Source organism: Streptomyces sp. SKN60 (genome assembly GCF_026236535.1).
Taxonomy (GTDB): Bacteria; Actinomycetota; Actinomycetes; order Streptomycetales; family Streptomycetaceae; genus Streptomyces.
Genome location: NZ_JAHTMW010000014.1, coordinates 71,446 through 89,437 on the forward strand (window position 1 = coordinate 71,446; position 17,992 = coordinate 89,437).

Below are 17,992 nucleotides of genomic sequence, written 5' to 3' on the forward strand. Positions count from 1 at the left end.
CCTCCGTCCATTTTAACCAGCGCGCCTATTACTGGATCCGATCCGGTTCTCATCGCGAACTGTTTTGAGGAGGAGCGCATGTTCCGCCTTGAGTGAACCGTACGACTCGCGAACGTAAGACAGGAACCTGCTTCCCGGATGGCGGACCAGTGTGGATTTGCTTGGCCCAGCTCCGCCCCAGTTCGCCAGAAGGGCTTCATAGGTCGCCGCGTGCGCACAAAATTCCAGGACCACGGGCGGCATCTCCCCCTCGACGATCAGATCGCCCCGGGTAGTAATAACCTCCCGCATTTTCTGGGCTGCCGGCGCGAACACTGCTTCCACCCACGTGCGCCACCGCGCTTCTTCCAATTCTGACAACGGAACAGCAGCCGGGCCTACACCAGTGGGCGTGATATAGCGTCTACAGTACTCACTCCACGCCTTCTCGTTGGTTTCTGTCAGAACGAGAAGTGGACCGTAGAGATCCCTTAACTGGCTGCTCACCCGGTCGATTCGCGCCTCCCGCTGAGATCTTCGACTCTCACCTTGATGGTTCAACCAGTAGGCAATGATGGCAATCAGGATGCTGGCACAGGCCGTTACGATTGCTGTGATCATCGGAGTCTCCATGACGCTGCTTCGCGTGGTATTGAAGCATGACATAGGAGGATCCTGCCACCCTGCAAGCAGCACCTTCTCAGCACTCAAAGTGGAAATCGCGAAGAATCTCTAATAGCATCTTCCTACTTTTTGCCGCGATGGTTCCATCCGTCGCGACACCGTTGCATATTTGGCAAAGTCCTCTTGGAACTCCGGGAGTACGCCGTCTCAACGCGCCTCATCAGGCAACTACAACCCTCTATGCGGGTTCGCTTCAGGCTGCCTAGGTTTCGTTCGGAGCAGTGGGGTAACAGACCGAGCAGCGAGAAGCCGCGCCGCCCACCGGGCCTCTGCCAAGTGTTCGGCCTGGAGCCCGGCGCAGGGGTCAGGTTGGATCAGGAGAGTCGCGGCCCCGCGGTTGGTCCGCTCTGCGGCCCAACCGTGGTCGAGGCCGGTGAAGTCGTCGTCGATCCAGACGGCGGGGGCGTCGCCCAGCTAGGCGTCGACGTGGTCGCGCTTCCACAGGTAGCCGTTGGGGTGGCTGGTGGTGATCTGCGGACGCGGGAGATCGACGTACAACAGGGTTGGAAGGCCGAGGAGCGGGCCGATGAGGGTGGTGGCGTCCTGGCGCCAGCTGGTGCACCAGACCGGGGTGACCAGGCCGGTGCGGATCACGTCCATGAGCATGGGGCCGTGGGCAGGGTCGAGCCAGACGGTGACCGGGTTGTCGGCGCTCCGGCCGGTGGGGACGACGTCGTGGCGGGCGTGGGTGGCCGGGGCCGAGCCGTCCGCGTTGGGGAAGGGTATGAGGACGCCGTCGATGTCGAGGAGCAGGTAGGGCGGGCGCATCGGTTCCTCCGGGGGAAGCCGGGGCGAATGGCTGGTCAGAGCTTGCGGGCGCGGATCAGCAGGGTGGTGGGCCAGTGGCCCATGCGGGGGTCGTGGAACTCCTGGGCTGAGGTGAGCCAGAAGCCCGCCTGGCTGAGGTGCTTCTCCCACCGGTCCGTGGAGAACTCCCAGCGGGCGATGGGGAGCCGGGTGCGGTCGGGAAGAGTGACGTGGTCGCGGCGGGGCCGGTCGTCGCCGGAGGGGCTTCGACCGCCGCGCTGCGGGTGGGGGACGGAGAAGGCCAGCACCCGTCCGGGCGTGAGGCGCTGGGCGATGGCCGGGAGCAGGAGCTCGGGGGCAACGAGGCCGACGGCGCCGAAGACGGAATAGATCGCGTCGAACTACTCGTCGGACGCGTGCAGGTAGTGCAGGGCGTGGCCGGCGACGAAGGTGAGGTTGTTCAGCCGTCCGTGGTGGGAGCGGGCGCGGCGGACCTGGAGACCGACCAGGTCGACGCCGGTGACATGGGCGCCGTGTCGGGTGGCGAGGTGGGCGGCGTTGTGGCCGGGGCCGCAGCCGAGTTCCAGGAGTCGCTTGCCGCGCAGGTCGGAGCCGAGGACGTCGGCTCCGGGCCCCTGGCCGGGTCTCGTGGTCCATTCCATCTGGGCGGGTACGGACAGGGGTTCGGCGAGTCCGGCTGCGGTGCGCTGAGCGGCGTGGGCGTGCCAAGGGGATGCCTGGGCGAGCACGTCAGATCTCCAGGAGGTGGAGGACGTCGGTGAGGTGGCGGCGGACAGCCTTGATGTAGGCGGGGTCGGTGGCCGGGTCCTGATCCAGCGGACGGACTGCTCCATGAACCACTCGACGGCCCACATGCGGTGCCAGCCCAGGGCCCAGTTCTCGGTGGTCAGTCCGCCGCGCGGGGCGAGGGCGTCCGGGGGTGCCGCCGGCGGTGACGTACTGCTCCAGGAAGACGCACAGGCGCACGGGGTGCGGTGGCTCGATGGTGCCGTGCCAGCCGGCGAGGTCGAGCAGGCCGCGGCCGGTGAAGGCGCGGGCGAAGTCGAGCAGCCGCCAGCCGCGCTCGCCGATGTGGAGGCTGGTGGGGTGGAACTCGGAGTGCACCCAGCCGAACGGTTCCAGCGTCGCTCCGGCCGAGCGGGCCTCGGCGGCCTTGGCGATACGGTCGAGCGCGTCCTCGACGTCGTCGGCGTCCTGCCACCGGTCGGCCCTGCGCAGCCGTTCGAGGTGCTCCAGCGCCCTGGCCGGAAGTGCGCGCAGGCACTCCTGGCCGAGGACGGGCAAGGGTGGAGCCGAACGGGTGCCGTGCAGGATCAGGGCCGCGGCGACGCCGTCGAGGTCGTCGGCCTCGCGGACGGAGGGTCCGAGGTCCTCCATGAGCATGCCGAGCCAGCCGTCCAGGACGGCGGAGGCGTGGACCTGGGGGACGGGTACGCCGAGGGTGCGGGCCAGGCGGAGGGCCTGGTCCTCGCTGTCGAAGGGCTTCTTGGCGTACTTGAAGATGGCCGTGGAGCCGTCGGGGAAGGTCACGCGCTCGACACCAGACATGGACCACACGCGTACCTCCTCCCGTACGGCGGTGGTCTGGCCGGTCGCGGTGAGCAGGTTGTCGAGGAGTTCGGCGCTGAGGTTCGTGGTCACGTGGGGCTCCGGGGGATGGTGGCGTCCGGGGCGGGCGAGGGATGCTGGCCCGCCCCGGAGCCTGATCGGGTGGGGTTACGCGGCGGGGTTCACGCGGTGGGCGTAGACCTGCTCGATCCAGCCGGCCTTGAACGTGGCGAGGTCGTCGCGGAAGTTCGCCATCGAGGCACCGTAGGGCGCGACCACGCCGCCGGACTGGTCCGGCACGGACTGGCACCCGTGCACGAGCCGGCCGCCGAGGGCGGCGTGGGCCTTGATGGACTCGATCCGGCGGTGCTCGTTGAACCAGCCGCCGTGGTAGACCTCGTCGAGCATCCCGCCCGTCTCGTCGTCCAGGTCGAAGACGACGGACGTGGTGGCGGGGAAGAACCAGCACGGGCCGACGTTGGAGATGTGCCCGTCCAGCTCGACCTTGTTGAGCGCCATGAGCGTGGCCGCCTCGCGGAGCATCCGCAGGTGGTCGGCGGTGATCTGCGGCAGGCCGAGGCTGGCCAGGTGCTCGTCGCGGAAGAGGTACGCGTACACCTCGTACGCGTAGGCCAGGACGCGGGACGCGTCGGACGTGGACTCGCTGTGCTGCTTGATGAAGTCGAGCGTGAGCTGCTCGACCGCGCTCTCGGTCGTCTCGTCCACGTCCAGGAGCTGGGACTTGACCAGCTCCCAGTCGGCGACGAGCCAGGTGTTCGACTCGAAGCGGAAGAAGTACTCGGCCGGGTCGATGGTGATGCGCCCGCCGTCGACCTGGATGCCGGGCAGGCGGCTCCGGCGCGGGTCGAACGCCTCGGGCAGCTCGACCGTGATGGCCGTGGTGTTGATGGTGGTCACCGTATCTCCGTCTCTGATCGGCCGGGTTCGGGCACAGGAATGCCCGAGCCCGGTGTGGGCGTACGGAACTTCGGGGTGCCGCCCGGACCAAGGGGGAGCCTGGATCACGGTCGCGCCGTCCCGGGCGGCTGCTGATAAGTGAACCCGCGGTCACGCTCAGTGGGTACGGTGAAAGGCAGTTGAAGCGGTATACACGGTTTACAGCTCCAGAGCGGAGGCGATCGTGTCGGCGCTGAGAGACCCCAACTCCCGTCTACGCGACGTCATCGCGGCGGTCGGCTGTACCTACGAGGCCCTCGCCAGAGACGTGCGGCGCATCGCCGCCGAGAACGGCGAGCTCCTCCAGACCAACATGTCAGCCATCTTGCACTGGGTGAACGGCACCCGCGCCCCGTCCGGCCGGGTAGGCCAGTACCTGACCGAAGCACTGTCCCGCCGAGCGGGACACACGATCACCCAGACCGAGATCGGCCTCCAGGCCAGCGATGACGAAGCGCCGGCGGAACCCGACCCCGTCCTCGCCGCCACCGACCGGGGCCGCGCCGACATCGAACGCGGCCGCTTCCTCGCCATCGCGGCCTTCACCACCGACGGCGTCGCCATACCCCTCGGCTACGACCACGAAGCCACCACCCGCATGCTCCGCGCCCGCACCGGCACGTCCCTGATCGGGGCCGAGGACGTGGACGTTGTACGGCAGATCACCGCAGCCTTCAGCGCCGCCGACGAGCGCCTCGGCGGCGGGCACGGCCTGACCACCGTCACCGCATACCTCGCCGACACCGCTGCCCCCATGCTGCGCGGGTGCTTCCTCAGCGAGGCCTTACGCCGGGCCGCCTTCGGCGCCGTCGCCGAGCTGGCCTACCTCGTAGGGTGGAAGCACCACGGCCTCGGCCAGGAAGGCGCCGCCCAGCGCTTCTACCAGGTCGGCTACAGACTCGCTTGCGAAGCCGACCCCCACGGCCACGCCGCCTGGATGATGCGTGCCCTCGCCCACCAGGCCCTCAGCCTCAAACAGCCCCACCACTGCGTAGACCTCGTCGAAGGCGTCCTACGCACAGGTCTCGACCACGTCGGCGGCCAGACCGAGGCCCTCCTCCACATCACCCACGCCCGCGCCTACGCCGCTACCGACAAGAACCCCCAGGCCGCACGCGCCCTGCTCGCCGCCGAAGACGCCCTCCTACGAGACGACGGCCCCCAGCCCAGCTACTCCCGCGTGAGCGGCCCCGCCGCCGGCACCGTGGCCAGCCACACCGCCCGCACCCTGACCGATCTCGCCGACCACATCGGTACCGAGCAGCAGCACCGCGACGCCCTCACTCGCTGGGACCCTGCGAAGTACAAGCGCGTCCACGCCCTCACCCACGCCGACCTCGGCGACAGCCTCGCAGCCCAGGCCCGCGCCGACGAAGCCGTCGCCGCCTGGACCCAGGCCCTCGTCCTCATGGAGGGCATGACCTCCGACCGCACCCGCAAGGCGATCACGTCGATCCGCTCCACGCTCGCGGTCTACCAGCGCCGCCGCGTTCCCGGCGCCGCCGATCTCGCCCGTCGCGCTCGCGAGGCCCTCGCCTAACATGCCCAACAACTCGCCCGACGAAGGGAACACCGTGGCCCAGCAGACCAACGACCAGCCGAAGGCCCTCAAGCCGGCGCTCGAATCGATGACCCTGCTGGTCGCCGCCGTCATCGTCCACGACAAGGCCACCAACCGCGTCGTCCTCCTCCAGCGCAGCGAGAACGCCAAGTTCGCCCGCGGGATGTGGGACCTCCCGGTCGGCAAGAGCGAGCCGGGCGAGCCCATCACCGAAACCGCGGTCCGCGAGCTCTATGAGGAGACTGGCCTCATGGTGAAGCCCGAGTCTCTCAAGGTCGCCCACATCATCCACGGCGCCTGGGGCGTCGAAGCTCCCAACGGCTTCCTCACGGTCGTCTTCGCCGCCCACGAATGGACCGGCGAACCCGAAAACCGCGAACCCCGCAAGCATTCCCAGGTCCGCTGGGTCGACGCCGACGCCATCCCCGAGGAATTCGTGGAGACCACCGCCAGCGCCCTCGACCGCTATATCGGAGGCGGGCCGCAGGTCTCCCTGAACGGCTGGGCCTAGATCAGCGATCACTGCCAACCCCCTGACATCGATCACCCCCGCTGCCAGGAACCTCTGTCTCAACCGTCGAACCGGCGCCATGGCAGCTGAAGTTGGGAAAGCGGCCGCAGCGCGCTGCGGTGCAGGGCGCCGATCCAGACGTCGGACTCATTGCTGCTGTTCAGCTCGGGCGAGATATGAGCGACCAGGCCCGGTCCGACGAGAAAATTCGTCGGACCGATGGGCGCCAGAAATGGCCGTAGCGGCACGCGGTGCAGGCAGGTTTCCAGCTCTGACAGCAGTTGCTCGGGCAGATTGCGGAGGAATGCCTGGTACGGGGCGGTCATCGAAGCCTCGTACAACGAGAACTGCAGCAGGAACCGGCTTAGCGGCTCCTCCTCCCGGGCCGGTGCGTCGTCTTCGGTCAGCCAGACGTCCGGATCGGTGCCGGCAGCGTCGAGCTGCCACGGGATGGACCAGTCCCAGCAGCCCTGATTCTCGATGGCGACGACCAGGCGCTCACCGCGGATGTCGGTCGAGAGCCTTGTGAGCGGTTGGATGAAGTTTTGGCCTCCGAGGATGGCCGGACGCTCCTCAGCGAGACGGTAAAAGTCGGCCAAGGCATAAGGGACGGAGCCGGGTATCGCGATGTTAGTGGGCCGGGTTTCAGTTTGGGCGGGATACCAGCCGGTGACGAAGGATTCCAAGGCCAGGCCGGGGTCCGTGCGGACACTGCCGAGCCAGTCCAGGCCGGGCAAAAGGGGCGCAGCTGTTGGCGGCCGAACCGTGTCGAGCAATTCCCGACTCAATGGCGGGTCGATGCGCAGGTGGCAACTATTGAGTTCGCCGTTGGTCCAAGCGCTCCGCGAGTGGCGGACGGGACCAATGTAGACGGCTAGACCGTCGACCCGGACGAACAAGTGCACCGGCCGGTCCAGATCCGGTTCCGATCCCGCGAACGGCTCTCGACCAGTGAGCCTGGATGCGGCTACTGCAGGCGTAAGACCTCGTAGACGGAACTCCTGGTCGTTCCACACGCCGCCTGCCGCCGGATCGTCCGCTGCATCCCCAATGATCACAACAGCCGCAGCCCCGACCACGACCGTAGACCTGCCTACGGCGAACACCTCGGGCTCTGCACCCGCGAGATCAAGTGCCACGCCCACGTCTACGGTGGCCGAACGCGTCAGCGACATTCGGCGAGTCTATCCGGGAAACGATCACCACGGCGTCGGGAAATGATCTCCGGCGGTCTTGATCACGACACGTCAAGACCCAGTCGCGAACGCCTGTGGGCAGGCATGTTACAGACTTTCCGGTGATCATTCTGCAGCCTGTCCCGGAGGTCTACGCCTCCGGCGACTTCGCCCTCTCGCCAGTCGCCGAGTCCACGCGGTACGGCTTCCTGCCACTCAGCGGCGCACTCGATCCTGCCGAGGTCGGCACGGCGGTGGTGCACATCGCCGACTGCAACAACATCTAGACACTGAACAGCAGGCCGCGACGCCCTCACCGGTGGGACCGAGGGGACCAGGTGTCCCCTCTACCAGCGCAATGAGACTCGCCGCTGGCAGCCCGTGATCCAGAGCCGCGCTCGCAGTCCGCACACAGTCCGCAGGACACCCGATCAGGACCGTCGCACCCCATCGCCAGCCATCAGCAAAAGGCCAGGTCAGCGACCCACAGGGGAGATCCCCGCAGGTCACCGACCCGCCCCATTACTAGGAGACGAAGAAGGCCTGACCTTCCTCGCACCACCCCAGCAGACCGCACCCGGTCCGCAGTCCGCCGTCACCGGCGTTCACGGCGGCCCGGGTGCGGTCTTGTTCGCCCGGCCACAGGTGCGCGGAGATCCGCAGCGTGCCGATGTACGCGATGAGCGCAGCTCTACTCGTAGAGGGTGGCCGCACGGAGGGCTCGGGCCATGAAGGTCCAATCCCCGTCGGACGGGATGTCTTCTCCTGCGTGGCGATATGCGCCTGGAGAGTCGTGCACCCATGCGGCGAGCGCCTCAAGGAAGCCGTCCAGCGTGTTGTTCTCCCACTCGTCGCCGCGAGCACGGAACTCCTGATGCAGGTCCTGGAGGAAGGAGACCAGCTCTTCACGGCTGCGCGGTTCAAGAGACATCACGCCAACGTACCCGGAGTGATTTCGTGGGATCCAGGTCCGTCACTGTGAGCGATGGCCGGCTCCGGGTTGCGGACCGTGATGTCCCCAGCAGTTCGGCGATCTCCACCCGTCCGAACCCCTCGCCGAGCAAGGCCGGGGACCTTCTCCATGGAGTTCGCCGAGCGTTCGCATCACGCTCCAGACCGGTCCCCAGTCGCTCTCGTTCCCCGCAACACCGTCGCGGCTACGAGTTCCGGAACGGTCCGTCTCGCTCCAGCCGGCGGCGGCGAGCTCGGACCAGGTGATCCACGTTGTGCCGTGTACGTCAGGAGGGCCGCCATAGGTCGCGTACTCGGTTCGCAGGGTCTCGGACGCATCGGCCGGAAAGCCGCGACCCTCGGCCGGCGGACGGAAGCCGAAGGACTCAAGCTCGCCGGCATCCGCACGATCTACGGTCCCGAATGGGGCACTGCCCGTGGGTCACCATGGCCAAGGCCCGGTATGCGCCTGTGGAGCGACCGTTGTCAGTAGCGGAATGCAGACTGCCGACATGAGAGCCTCCTCGTCCTCCGCACCCGATTCTTCCCGGACTCCCCCTGTCTGGGTGGAGTCAATGGGTGGCCCCTTGATCGCCATCCCCGTCTCCGCGCTGGACGCGTGGCACGGATGCACAGAGGACGGGATGGTCCTGTCGGACGGACCCGACCCGGACGACTACGACAGGGCCTGCGCTGTGGACGAACTGGCCGGCACAATCACGGTCGGTGAAGAGGGAACGGAGGCTCTGGTGCTGGGGGACGAGCCGGCCACCACCTGCTACATCCCTGAGCATCGCGTCTTCCTGCGCTGGCTCGCCGCCGGCTCCGAGGCCGAGCTCAAGGCCGCGGCAGAAGCCGTGCTCACCGATCCTGCCACCCCGTGGGAGGAATGCGGAACGTGGACCACAGACGGCCCCGCTGTGCTCATGGACTCCGCCGAAGCGGGGACTGATCTGAGCGTGGAGTATCCGGATGGAGGATTCCCCGCACAGGCGACGGTGTCACTGCCCCCAGGCCGCTGGAGGGTCCGCGCCGCCCACACCAAGGCCGACGAGGGGAACCGGGTCGGCCTGGTGCAGCTCCAGGCCGGCGCACCGAGCCCCTGGGCACCCGCTCCTGCCGTGGGCTAGAGGCGGGTCGCGGTGCGGACGAGGGCGGCGACGGGTTGGGATCTGCGGTGGGGTGGCCAGGCGATGACGGTCGTGACGGCCGGTGCGTCCGGCACCGGCACCGTCGCGTGAGTGTCGCGCAGGTGGGCGCGGAGGGACTCGGGTACGAGCGCGCAGGCGCGGCCGAGGGCGATCAGCTGGAACAGCTGGGTGTGGTCGCGCACCTGGGGGCCGGGGCCGTCCGGGTAGCTTCCGTCCCGTCGGGGCCAGCGTGGCAGGGGCAGGTCCGTCAGGGTGGTGACCTCGGCCATCGACAGATGGGGGCGGTCGGCCAAGGGGTGCCCCGCGGGCAGGACCACGATCTGCTGTTCGGTGTGCAGGTCCTCGGTGTCGAGTCCGGCCGTCGTGTCGAAGGGCCGATGGAGCAGAGCGACGTCGGCACGCCCGTCGCGCAGCAGCCCTTCCTGCTCGCCGGGCCCGCACAGCATCACCTCGACGGCGACCGCGCCGGGCTCGGCGGCGTAGGCGTCCAGCAGCTTCGACAGCAGTTCGCCGGCCGCTCCGGCTTTCGTGGCAAGGACCACACCGGACGGTTGGGCGGCTGCGCGGCGGGTGCGCCGCTCGGCGGCCGCGACCGCGTCGAGTGCGGCCCGGGCCTCCCGCAGAAGCACCGACCCGGCCTCGGTCAGGGCGACCGAGCGAGCGGTGCGGTGCAGCAGAACCACTCCGAGCCGCCGTTCGAGCTGCTGGATCGCCCGCGACAGCGGTGGTTGCGCCATGGCGAGCCGCTGCGCCGCCCGCCCGAAGTGCAACTCCTCCGCGACGGCGACGAAGTACCGCAACTCCCGCGTCTCCACCGCGTCATCGTATCCGGGCCTCACCAGGACCGATATCCGTGCGGTATCGCCGCCCACCCAGTCGGTCTTGGACGTCCCGCCCGTGCCCGCACCACGCTTGAGGACATGAGTGAACAGACGATCGCGCTGGTGACCGGTGCGAACAAGGGGATCGGATACGAGATCGCGGCCGGCCTGGGCGGCCTCGGCTGGCGGATCGGCGTGGGTGCGCGGGATCGACAGCGCCGCGACACCGCGGTGGAGCAGCTGCGCGCGGCCGGGACCGACGCGTTCGGCGTTCCGCTCGACGTGGCGGACGACGCGAGCGTGGCCGCCGCGGCCGAGCTGATCGCCGACCGCGCCGGCGGGCTCGACGTCCTGGTCAACAACGCCGCGATCACCGGGGGGATGCCGCAGACGCCCACCACGGTCGATCCCACGACCGTACGGGTCGTCGTGGAGACCAACGTGATCGGGGTCATCCGCGTCACCAACGCGATGCTGCCCATGCTGCGCGGCTCGGCATCGCCGCGGATCGTGAACATGTCCAGCAGCGTCGGCTCGCTCACCCTGCAGACCACGCCCGGCGTCGACATCGGCCGGGTTCCCGCTGCGTACTTGGCGTCCAAGACCTTCCTCAACGCGGTCACCGTCCAGTACGCCAAGGAACTGAGCGACACCCGCATCCTGATCAACTCCGGCTGTCCCGGCTACACCGCCACCGACCTCAACGCCTTCCAGGGCGTCCGCACTGCCGAACAGGGCGCGGCGATCGCGATCCGCCTCGCGACCCTGCCCGACGACGGACCGACCGGCGGATTCTTCGACGACGGTGGATCAGTGCCCTGGTGACCGGTTCATTCGGCGGCCTGGAGGGTGTAGCGGGCCTTCGGTTTCGAGGTGGCGCCCGCGCGGTCGTAGAAGCGCATCGCCGAGGTGTTCCAGGCGGGGGTCTGCCATTCGACGTGAGGGAGGCCCAGGGCGCGGGCCTCGGCGCGGACGGCGGAGAGGAGGAGGGCGCCGAGGCCGTGGCCGCGGGAGGACTCGGTGAGGTAGAGGCAGTCCATGTGGAGGTACTCGGTGGCGGACCAGGTGGAGAGTTCGGGGGCGCAGGTGGCGTAGCCGGCGAGGGTGCCGTCGGGGAGTTCGGCGACCAGGCAGCGCAGGCGCGGGGCGGGGGTGGCGAAGAGGAGCCGGTGGAGGGCCGCGGCCAGGTCGGGGCGGGGCGGGGCGGCCTGCTCGTACGCGGCGTGCTCGGCGGCGAGTTCGGCGACCCGCGCCAGGTCCTCGGGGCGCGCGTGGCGGACGGTCACCGGACCTCGCCCTCCAGGGTGTCGGCGGCCCAGGCGGCCACCCGGGCGGGGGCCGGGCCGGTGCCGTCGAGGAGGTGGCGGACGAAGGCCTCGCGCTCGTGGGCGAGGACGGCGGCCTCCCAGACGCACGGGGCGAGTCCGGCGCGGCCCGGGCGCAGTTCGGCCGGCCGGCCGGCCGGGCCGGTCCAGACGGCCAGGTCCGACATGTGGCCCTCGATCCAGCTGTGCGCGAGCACGTAGTCGCCGTCGGCGCCCGCGTGCACCAGCAGCACCGCGAGCCCGAGCGAGCCCCGGTGCCGGCCGAGCGCCAGGTGGTCGGCGGCCAGCGCGAGCGCCGGGCCGGCCTCCGCCTCGCCGACCGTACGGCCGGGCGCCTCGATCCCGTACACCTTCAGGAGGTGACCGGACACCTCCCGGGCGCCCAACGCCCGTACCGTCCGCGCGTGGTGGCCCTCGGCGAGCGCCATGACCGCGCCCCATTCCCCGTGTTCGCTCATGCGGACATCATGCACGGTCCCGCCGTCCCGCCCGCATGGAGCCAGCGGCGGTACGGGGCCGCCCGGAGGGCCGCCTCGCGGTAGGCGGCGGTGAGGTCGGCGTAGGGGCCGTCCAGGGGGACGCCGGGGGCCGCGAAGAGGAGGAGGCGGACGGCGAGGGGGTCGCCGCGGAGGGGGCGGACGGCCATGTCCTCGCGCGGGTGCGAGGTGGGCTGGCAGGGGGCGACGGCCTCGCCGAGGGCGATCAGCGAGGCGGCCGTGTGATAGTCGGCGTGCAGCAGCGGCGGGTCGAGGCCCGCCGCGCCCAGGACCCGGCGCAGGCCGTCCCACTCGCCGTCGACGGCCGGGTCGACCGTCCAGCGGTCGTGGGCGAGGTCGGCGAGGTCGACGACCTCGTGGCCGGCCGCCGGGTGGTCGCTCGCCATGGAGACGAACTGCGGCTCGCGCTCGACCAGGACCCGCCCGGTCAGACCGGCCGGAACCCGCAGCGGGCAGCCCTCCACCTGGTGGACGAACGCCAGGTCGAGCCGGCCAGCCGCCACCGTGCGCAGCAGGGTGTGGGCCGAGACGTCGACCCGGAGCTCGATGTCGGTGCCCGGCCGGCCCTGGCGGAGCCGGCGCAGCCAGCCGGGCAGGGCGCGGCTGGCGGTGGAGCCGACCCGGAGGACCGGGCCGTCGGCGGACCGGGCGGCGGCCGCGCGGGTCTCGGTGACCAGGGCGGTCATGCCGTCGACCAGCGGGCGGGCCCGGCTGAGGACGGAGCGGCCCAGCGGGGTGGGCAGACAGCCGGTGCGGCCGCGGGTGAAGAGTTCGGCGCCGAGGGCGTTCTCGATCCGGCGCAGCTGGGTGGTCAGCGAGGGCTGGCTGACGCCGAGCCGGCGGGCCGCCTTGTGCAGGCTGCCGGTGTCCGCGATGGCGCAGAGCGCCCGCAGGTGCCTCACCTCCAGCTCCATGGGTCCGAGGTTAGGGCGGCTCCGGGGCGCGCACCAGAGCACGCCGCCCGCCCCCGTACACCCCGGTGCGAATGTGTCAACTCCCCTGCGATAGCGCGGTGTTATCGGCGGATGGCATCATTCCCCGCCCGCACCCGGCTCCCCCACACTCTCCTCAACCCCACAGGAGGAGCCCCCCATGCGACACCCGAAGGTCCTCACGTCCTTACTCACCGCCGCCCTCGGTGCCGGTCTCACCCTCTCCCTCGGCGCCGCCCCGGCCTCCGCCGCGCCCATCCCCACCGCCGACCGCGCCGGCTACGCGAGCTACGCCGGTTCGGCCGAGGAGGCCAGGGCCAACCAGGCGTTCTTCGACGCCGTCGTGAAGTCGGTCGCGAAGAAGCGGGCCGCCACGCCTGGTGCCACCGCCGTCACCGTGGTCTACAGCACCGCCAACGCACCCAGTTTCCGTACCCAGATCTCCCGTTCGGCGCAGATCTGGAACAGCTCCGTCGCCAACGTCCGGCTCGTCGAGGGCTCCAACCCCGACTTCGCGTACTACGAGGGGAACGACTCCCGCGGTTCGTACGCGAGCACGGACGGGCACGGCAGCGGCTACATATTCCTCGACTACCGGCAGAACCAGCAGTACAACTCCACCCGCGTCACCGCCCACGAGACCGGGCACGTGCTCGGCCTCCCCGACCACTACAGCGGCCCGTGCAGCGAGCTGATGTCCGGCGGCGGGCCCGGCACGTCCTGCCAGAACGCCTACCCGAACTCCCAGGAACGGTCCCGCGTGGACCAGTTGTGGCGATACGGGCTCGCCACCGCCCTCAAGGCCGGCTGACGGGCCGGGGACGACCTGAAGGGCGGGGGCGCGCACCCGCGCCCCCGCCCTCCGTGCGCGTCCCCGGTCAGGCCGCCTGGAGCAGCCCCCGGCCGAACTCGGTGCCGGGCGGCAGCTGCCGGCGCACCCGGCCGAGCGCCTCCTCGAAGTCCCCGCCGGCGATGCCGGACTCGTAGGCGGCGCCCCCGTAGTGCAGCGTGAGGCTGAGGTCGGCGCGCTCGCCGAGGGTCAACAGGCAGCTGAGCGTGGCCTGCCGGCTGACGCCTTCCGCGACGACGGGGAGCGGCAGGTCCCACTCCAGAACGCACCCGGTGAGGGCCTGCCCGCCCTCGCCCGCGGCGCTGAGCACGGCAAAGCTCGCGCCCGTGTACTCGATTCCCCTGATCCGGGTGGCCACCTGGCTCCCGGCGGCCGTGATGACGATCGCTTCCGCACCACGGCGGTCCCGGTACCAGCCGGTCCAGACTTCTGTCGACTCCGATGACATGCGGCGGACTGTAGCGGTATGACCGGCTCCGGCGCGCGGCCGGTCACCCAGGGGCCGGACTTCTCCCGGTCTCGCCGTTCTTGCCGGTCACGTGCGTGGTAGTGGCTTCCGCGCCGGGTTCCGTTCCGGGTTCTGTGCCGGGTTCCGTGCCTGATCTCGTGCCGCCTCCGCGGGAGCGCGGCGGTGCGCCGTCCGCCGCCGCGTCGCCCTCCGGCTCGTACAGCTCGCAGTCCGGATTGCGGCACGGCTGCACGACCCACTCCGGCACCCAGGCCCCGAGGACCTTGTGCCGTTCGGCCAGCACCTGACGGGGCTCCCCGCAGGCCGGGCACGGGTGCTCGGCGCTGGGGTCCCGCGTGGTGTGCGGCGTCTCCTCCGCCATGGTTCCAGCCTAGGCCGGGCCGGGCGTCACCGCTTCCTGGCGTACCAGCGCACGACGACGCCGTTGCCGAAGCTGCGGACGTTCTCCAGGACGTAGTCGTGGACGGCGAACTCCGCGCCGAACAGCGGCATGCCGGAGCCGTAAATCTGCGGGTAGGACTTGATGACCAGTTCGTCGACCTCGTCCACGAGCTGTCGCGCGACCTGACCGCCGCCGCAGAGCCAGATGTCCAGCGGGCCGTCCTCGGCCTTGAGCTCGCGGACCCGGGCGGCGAGGTCGCCGGCGAAGAGTTCGACGTTGGGGTCGGGCGACTCGGTCAGCGAGCGGGTCGCGACGATCTCCCGGAGGTGGCCGTACGGGCTGGGCATCCCGGCCTCCAGGCCGAGACGGTACGAGCCCATGCCCTGGATGACCGTGTCGAACCGCTTGTTGGGCACGCCGGTGAGGCCGGCGGCCTCCCGGAAGGCGGTGGGGACGGTCTCCGGGAACTCGGTGTTCATCCAGGAGGCGTACTCCTCGTCCATGAACTGGAACATGGACGAGGCGTCGCCGTTCGGGTCGCCGATGAAGCCGTCGAGGGAGCAGGCGACGTAGTACGTGAGCTTGCGCAAGCCGGAATCTCTTTCCGTAGGAGGCACGATCAGCGGCCGTAACCACTGCGCCTATAGTGCTCCAGACGTAGTGGTTGTGCAAGCCCCTATTTCACGACCTCCTCGAAGACTCGGCAGGATCAGCGACTGCGCCGCGTCACGAACTCCGCGAGCGCCAGCAGATCCCCCGCCGCCGACAAGTCCGGGACCGCCCGCGAGAGTTGCTCGACCGCGCGGGCCATCCGCTCGGCCGCCTGGCTCTGCGCCCAGTCCCGGCCGCCGGCCCGCTCGACCGCGTCGGCCGCCGCCCGGACCGCGGCGGCGTCCAGGACCGGGCGCGCGTACAGCTCGGCCAGCTCGTCGCCCGCCGGGGTCCCGGAGGTGAGCGCGGCCACCACCGGCAGCGACTTCTTGTGGGCGACGAGATCGGCGCCGGCCGGCTTGCCGGTGCGCCCCGGGTCGCCCCAGATCCCGATCAGGTCGTCGATCAGCTGGAACGCGAGGCCCGCCTCCCGGCCGAACGCGTCCAGGGCCGCGACCGCCTCCTCGTCCGCCCCCGCGTACAGCGCGCCGAGCGCGCAGGAACAGCCGAGCAGGGCCCCGGTCTTGGCGGTGGCCATCGCCACCACCTCGTCCAGGGACACCTCGCGGGGGTCGCGCTGCTCGAAGGCGCAGTCCGCCTGCTGGCCGGCGCACAGCTCGATCACGCAGGCGGCGAGCCGGGCCGCGCCGGGGACGGCGGCCGGGTGCGGGTCCTCGGCGAGCAGTCGCAGCGCGAGCGCGTTCATGGCGTCGCCGGCGAGCAGCGCGTCCGGGATGCCGAACACCTTCCAGGCGGTGGGCCGGTGACGGCGGGTCGGGTCCTCGTCGACGATGTCGTCGTGGAGCAGGGTGAAGTTGTGGGCCAGCTCCACCGCCGCGGCGGCCTTGACCGCCGGGGCCGGGTCCGCGCCGAGCGCGCGGGTCGCGGCGAGCACCAGGGCCGGTCGGATGGCCTTGCCGCTCTGGCCGCCCCCGGCCGGGGAGCCGTCGGCCTCCTCCCAGCCGAAGTGGTAGGCGGCGATGCGTCGTATGGAGCCGGGCAGGGACTCGACGGTCGTCCGGAGCTGGGGGTCGACGACGCTGCGCGTCCGGTCCAGGAGCAGCGCGGCGCTGCGTCCCCCGGCCGCCCCGGCCGCCCCGGTCGTCCCGGTCTCGGCGTCCGCGCTGATCGCGCTCATCTTCTCGGTCACTTTCCTCATGGCGTGGCGTGGCGTGGCGTGGCATGGCCTGGCCTCCCCTGGCCTCGCCTGGTGGATGGCGTGCACCGGGGGCGGGGACCTGTCGGCCTGGCCCCCGACCCCGGTGGTCAGTGGCGGCGGGCGATCTCGACGTTCTCCAGGACGCCCAGCGCGTCGGGGACGAGCACGGCCGCCGAGTAGTAGGCGGTGACCAGGTAGGAGGTGATCGCCTGGTCGTCGATGCCCATGAAGCGGCAGGACAGGCCGGGTTCGACCTCGTCCGGGAGGCCGGCCTGGCGCAGGCCGATCACGCCCTGGTCGGACTCGCCCGTGCGCATGCAGATGATCGAGCTGGTACGGGCGTCGGTGACCGGGATCTTGTCGCACGGGTAGAGCGGGACCCCGCGCCAGGTCATGATCCGCGTGCCGTCGACGTCAACCGTGTCCGGCACCAGACCGCGCCGGTTGAGCTCGCGCCCGAACGCGGCGATGGCCTGCGGGTGGGCCAGGAACAGCTTGGAGCCGCGCCGCCGGGACAGCAGCTCGTCCAGGTCGTCGGGGCCGGGCGCGCCGTCCTGCGGCTGGATCCGCTCCCCGTAGTCGCAGTTGGCGAGCAGGCCGAACTCCCGGTGGTTGACCAGCTCGTGCTCCTGGCGCTCGCGCAGCGCCTCGACCGTCAGCCGCAGCTGGTGCTCGGTCTGGTCCATCGGGTGGTTGTAGAGGTCGGCCACGCGGGTGTGGACCTTGAGCACGGTCTGGGCGACGCTCAGCTCGTACTCGCGCGGGGAGAGCTCGTAGTCCACGAAGGTGTGCGGGACGACCGGTTCGCCGACGTGGCCGGCGGAGAGGTCGATGGCCGCCTCGCCCAGCCGGTTGACGGGGTGCGGGGGCAGGACCGCGAACTCGGCGAGGTGTCCGGCGAGCGCACCGGCCCGCTCGGCGAGGGCGAGCACATCGGCCCTGGTCAGCTCCAGGACCGTACAGGTGGTGGCGGCGCGGGCGGTCCACTCCCACGAGGCGTCGGCGGCGGCCAGCGCGTCCTCGCCGAAGTAGGCGCCGTCGGCGAGGACGCCGAGGACGGTCTCGTCGCCGTACGGCCCCACGCCGAGCCGCTCGACCCGGCCGTGCGCGAGCAGATGGACCCGGTCGGTGCTCGTGCCGCGAGCGGTGATGACCTCGCCCGCCGCGTACTCCCGCTGGACGCAGCGGGCGGCCAGCTCGGCGAGGACGTCCGGCTCGTCGAAGCCGCGCAGGGCGGGGAGCTCGCCCAGCTCGGCCGGGATCACCGCGACCCGTCCGCCGGTCTGCACGAAGGTGACCCGGCCGTCCCCCACGGCGAAGCTGAGCCTCCGGTTCACCCGGTAGACACCACCCCGGACGTCCACCCAGGGCAGCGCGCGCAGCAGCCACCGTGAGGTGATCTCCTGCATCTGCGGGGCGGACTTGGTGGTGCTCGCGAGGTTCCGCGCGGCGGCGGTGCCGAGACTCTGCTGCGCGGGCGCCCCGCCCTCGCGCACCTCGCCGTCAACCGAACCAACGGACATGGAACTCCCTCTCGATACGACAGACCTGCGAAGGGAAGCCTTCCAGCACGGAGCGTGTCCGCGCCATTACACAAAAGAGTGGGTGTCGATCACCGCGG

At 70.7% G+C, this 17,992-nt stretch carries 19 protein-coding genes and 3 pseudogenes; 6 read left to right on the forward strand and 16 right to left on the reverse strand.

Annotated features, from left to right (window positions below; translation table 11 throughout):
* Positions 1 to 12: 12 nt before the first annotated feature.
* The 5 genes and pseudogenes from KV205_RS23520 to KV205_RS23540 form a co-directional block, all read right to left on the reverse strand.
* Positions 13 to 600 (reverse strand): hypothetical protein, encoded by a 588-nt coding sequence (locus KV205_RS23520; RefSeq protein WP_265866550.1) that lies wholly within the window; start codon positions 598 to 600, stop codon positions 13 to 15.
* A 231-nt stretch (positions 601 to 831) separates the two neighbouring features.
* Positions 832 to 1,431 (reverse strand): annotated as a pseudogene (locus KV205_RS23525) (hypothetical protein).
* A 35-nt stretch (positions 1,432 to 1,466) separates the two neighbouring features.
* Positions 1,467 to 2,159: pseudogene (locus KV205_RS23530) on the reverse strand (class I SAM-dependent methyltransferase).
* A 1-nt stretch (position 2,160) separates the two neighbouring features.
* Positions 2,161 to 3,072, reverse strand: a pseudogene (locus KV205_RS23535) (phosphotransferase family protein).
* Between the two features lie 75 nt (positions 3,073 to 3,147).
* Positions 3,148 to 3,897: a hypothetical protein gene (locus KV205_RS23540; protein ID WP_265866551.1), complete on the reverse strand. Its 750-nt coding sequence runs from the start codon at positions 3,895 to 3,897 to the stop codon at positions 3,148 to 3,150.
* Between the two features lie 223 nt (positions 3,898 to 4,120).
* Here KV205_RS23540 and KV205_RS23545 point away from each other — a divergent pair, with 223 nt between their 5' ends.
* On the forward strand, positions 4,121 to 5,476 hold the full coding sequence (locus KV205_RS23545) for a tetratricopeptide repeat protein (protein WP_265866552.1): 1,356 nt from the start codon (positions 4,121 to 4,123) through the stop codon (positions 5,474 to 5,476).
* A 1-nt stretch (position 5,477) separates the two neighbouring features.
* Complete coding sequence (locus KV205_RS23550; protein WP_265866553.1) at positions 5,478 to 6,008, forward strand: NUDIX domain-containing protein; 531 nt, start codon at positions 5,478 to 5,480, stop codon at positions 6,006 to 6,008.
* A 59-nt stretch (positions 6,009 to 6,067) separates the two neighbouring features.
* On the opposite strand, the gene KV205_RS23555 is transcribed toward KV205_RS23550, so the two are convergent.
* Entirely contained in the window at positions 6,068 to 7,183 is a 1,116-nt protein-coding gene (locus KV205_RS23555) for a hypothetical protein (RefSeq protein WP_265866554.1), read from the reverse strand.
* A 122-nt stretch (positions 7,184 to 7,305) separates the two neighbouring features.
* Between KV205_RS23555 and KV205_RS23560 the strand changes: the two genes are divergently transcribed.
* Positions 7,306 to 7,470 carry a hypothetical protein gene (locus tag KV205_RS23560; RefSeq protein WP_265866555.1) on the forward strand — a complete coding sequence of 55 codons (165 nt, stop codon included), beginning with the start codon at positions 7,306 to 7,308 and terminating at the stop codon, positions 7,468 to 7,470.
* 404 nt (positions 7,471 to 7,874) lie between these two features.
* Here KV205_RS23560 and KV205_RS23565 read toward each other — a convergent pair whose 3' ends face one another.
* On the reverse strand, positions 7,875 to 8,114 hold the full coding sequence (locus KV205_RS23565) for a hypothetical protein (protein WP_265866556.1): 240 nt from the start codon (positions 8,112 to 8,114) through the stop codon (positions 7,875 to 7,877).
* A 532-nt stretch (positions 8,115 to 8,646) separates the two neighbouring features.
* On the opposite strand from KV205_RS23565, the gene KV205_RS23570 reads away from it, so the two are divergent.
* The gene (locus KV205_RS23570) at positions 8,647 to 9,264 is read left to right on the forward strand and encodes an Imm21 family immunity protein (protein ID WP_265866557.1); all 618 of its coding nucleotides are present in this window, start codon (positions 8,647 to 8,649) and stop codon (positions 9,262 to 9,264) included.
* On the opposite strand, the gene KV205_RS23575 is transcribed toward KV205_RS23570, so the two are convergent.
* Positions 9,261 to 10,100, reverse strand: coding sequence for a LysR family transcriptional regulator (locus tag KV205_RS23575; RefSeq protein WP_265866558.1), 840 nt, complete (start codon positions 10,098 to 10,100; stop codon positions 9,261 to 9,263). The two genes, KV205_RS23570 and KV205_RS23575, sit on opposite strands and share 4 nt — an antisense overlap.
* Before the next feature lie 105 nt (positions 10,101 to 10,205).
* Here KV205_RS23575 and KV205_RS23580 point away from each other — a divergent pair, with 105 nt between their 5' ends.
* Positions 10,206 to 10,931, forward strand: a complete 726-nt coding sequence (locus tag KV205_RS23580) for an SDR family NAD(P)-dependent oxidoreductase (protein ID WP_265866559.1) — start codon at positions 10,206 to 10,208, stop codon at positions 10,929 to 10,931.
* Between the two features lie 5 nt (positions 10,932 to 10,936).
* On the opposite strand, the gene KV205_RS23585 is transcribed toward KV205_RS23580, so the two are convergent.
* The 3 genes from KV205_RS23585 to KV205_RS23595 are packed head-to-tail and all read right to left on the reverse strand — an operon-like array spanning position 10,937 to position 12,842.
* On the reverse strand, positions 10,937 to 11,392 hold the full coding sequence (locus KV205_RS23585) for a GNAT family N-acetyltransferase (RefSeq protein WP_265866560.1): 456 nt from the start codon (positions 11,390 to 11,392) through the stop codon (positions 10,937 to 10,939).
* Positions 11,389 to 11,889 (reverse strand): hypothetical protein, encoded by a 501-nt coding sequence (locus tag KV205_RS23590; RefSeq protein ID WP_265866561.1) that lies wholly within the window; start codon positions 11,887 to 11,889, stop codon positions 11,389 to 11,391. Before KV205_RS23590 ends, KV205_RS23585 begins: the two co-directional genes overlap by 4 nt.
* Positions 11,886 to 12,842, reverse strand: a complete 957-nt coding sequence (locus tag KV205_RS23595) for a LysR family transcriptional regulator (protein WP_265866562.1) — start codon at positions 12,840 to 12,842, stop codon at positions 11,886 to 11,888. The genes KV205_RS23590 and KV205_RS23595 overlap by 4 nt, the downstream gene beginning before the upstream one ends.
* Positions 12,843 to 13,020: 178 nt before the next feature.
* On the opposite strand from KV205_RS23595, the gene snpA reads away from it, so the two are divergent.
* Positions 13,021 to 13,671 carry a snapalysin gene (gene snpA, locus KV205_RS23600; protein ID WP_265866563.1) on the forward strand — a complete coding sequence of 217 codons (651 nt, stop codon included), beginning with the start codon at positions 13,021 to 13,023 and terminating at the stop codon, positions 13,669 to 13,671.
* 67 nt (positions 13,672 to 13,738) lie between these two features.
* Here snpA and KV205_RS23605 read toward each other — a convergent pair whose 3' ends face one another.
* The 5 genes from KV205_RS23605 to KV205_RS23625 form a co-directional block, all read right to left on the reverse strand.
* Positions 13,739 to 14,158 carry a DUF6304 family protein gene (locus KV205_RS23605; protein ID WP_265866564.1) on the reverse strand — a complete coding sequence of 140 codons (420 nt, stop codon included), beginning with the start codon at positions 14,156 to 14,158 and terminating at the stop codon, positions 13,739 to 13,741.
* Positions 14,159 to 14,201: 43 nt separating this feature from the next.
* The gene (locus KV205_RS23610; protein ID WP_265866565.1) at positions 14,202 to 14,540 is read right to left on the reverse strand and encodes a hypothetical protein; all 339 of its coding nucleotides are present in this window, start codon (positions 14,538 to 14,540) and stop codon (positions 14,202 to 14,204) included.
* A 26-nt stretch (positions 14,541 to 14,566) separates the two neighbouring features.
* A complete protein-coding gene (locus KV205_RS23615; protein WP_265866566.1) occupies positions 14,567 to 15,151 on the reverse strand; it encodes a dihydrofolate reductase family protein in 585 nt (194 codons plus the stop codon).
* 119 nt (positions 15,152 to 15,270) lie between these two features.
* Positions 15,271 to 16,350, reverse strand: coding sequence for a family 2 encapsulin nanocompartment cargo protein polyprenyl transferase (locus tag KV205_RS23620; protein ID WP_265866711.1), 1,080 nt, complete (start codon positions 16,348 to 16,350; stop codon positions 15,271 to 15,273).
* A gap of 128 nt (positions 16,351 to 16,478) precedes the next feature.
* Entirely contained in the window at positions 16,479 to 17,894 is a 1,416-nt protein-coding gene (locus tag KV205_RS23625) for a family 2B encapsulin nanocompartment shell protein (protein WP_265866567.1), read from the reverse strand.
* Positions 17,895 to 17,992: the final 98 nt, after the last annotated feature.

Coding starts and splice junctions, on each gene's coding strand:
- KV205_RS23580 (WP_265866559.1), top strand. CDS start 10,206: ATGAGTGAACAGACGATCGCGCTGGTGACCGGTGCGAACAAGGGGATC.
- KV205_RS23595 (WP_265866562.1), bottom strand. CDS start 12,842: ATGGAGCTGGAGGTGAGGCACCTGCGGGCGCTCTGCGCCATCGCGGAC.
- KV205_RS23625 (WP_265866567.1), bottom strand. CDS start 17,894: ATGTCCGTTGGTTCGGTTGACGGCGAGGTGCGCGAGGGCGGGGCGCCC.
- KV205_RS23555 (WP_265866554.1), bottom strand. CDS start 7,183: ATGTCGCTGACGCGTTCGGCCACCGTAGACGTGGGCGTGGCACTTGAT.
- KV205_RS23590 (WP_265866561.1), bottom strand. CDS start 11,889: ATGAGCGAACACGGGGAATGGGGCGCGGTCATGGCGCTCGCCGAGGGC.
- KV205_RS23570 (WP_265866557.1), top strand. CDS start 8,647: ATGAGAGCCTCCTCGTCCTCCGCACCCGATTCTTCCCGGACTCCCCCT.
- snpA (WP_265866563.1), top strand. CDS start 13,021: ATGCGACACCCGAAGGTCCTCACGTCCTTACTCACCGCCGCCCTCGGT.
- KV205_RS23565 (WP_265866556.1), bottom strand. CDS start 8,114: ATGTCTCTTGAACCGCGCAGCCGTGAAGAGCTGGTCTCCTTCCTCCAG.
- KV205_RS23550 (WP_265866553.1), top strand. CDS start 5,478: ATGCCCAACAACTCGCCCGACGAAGGGAACACCGTGGCCCAGCAGACC.
- KV205_RS23605 (WP_265866564.1), bottom strand. CDS start 14,158: ATGTCATCGGAGTCGACAGAAGTCTGGACCGGCTGGTACCGGGACCGC.
- KV205_RS23620 (WP_265866711.1), bottom strand. CDS start 16,350: ATGAGCGCGATCAGCGCGGACGCCGAGACCGGGACGACCGGGGCGGCC.
- KV205_RS23610 (WP_265866565.1), bottom strand. CDS start 14,540: ATGGCGGAGGAGACGCCGCACACCACGCGGGACCCCAGCGCCGAGCAC.
- KV205_RS23520 (WP_265866550.1), bottom strand. CDS start 600: ATGATCACAGCAATCGTAACGGCCTGTGCCAGCATCCTGATTGCCATC.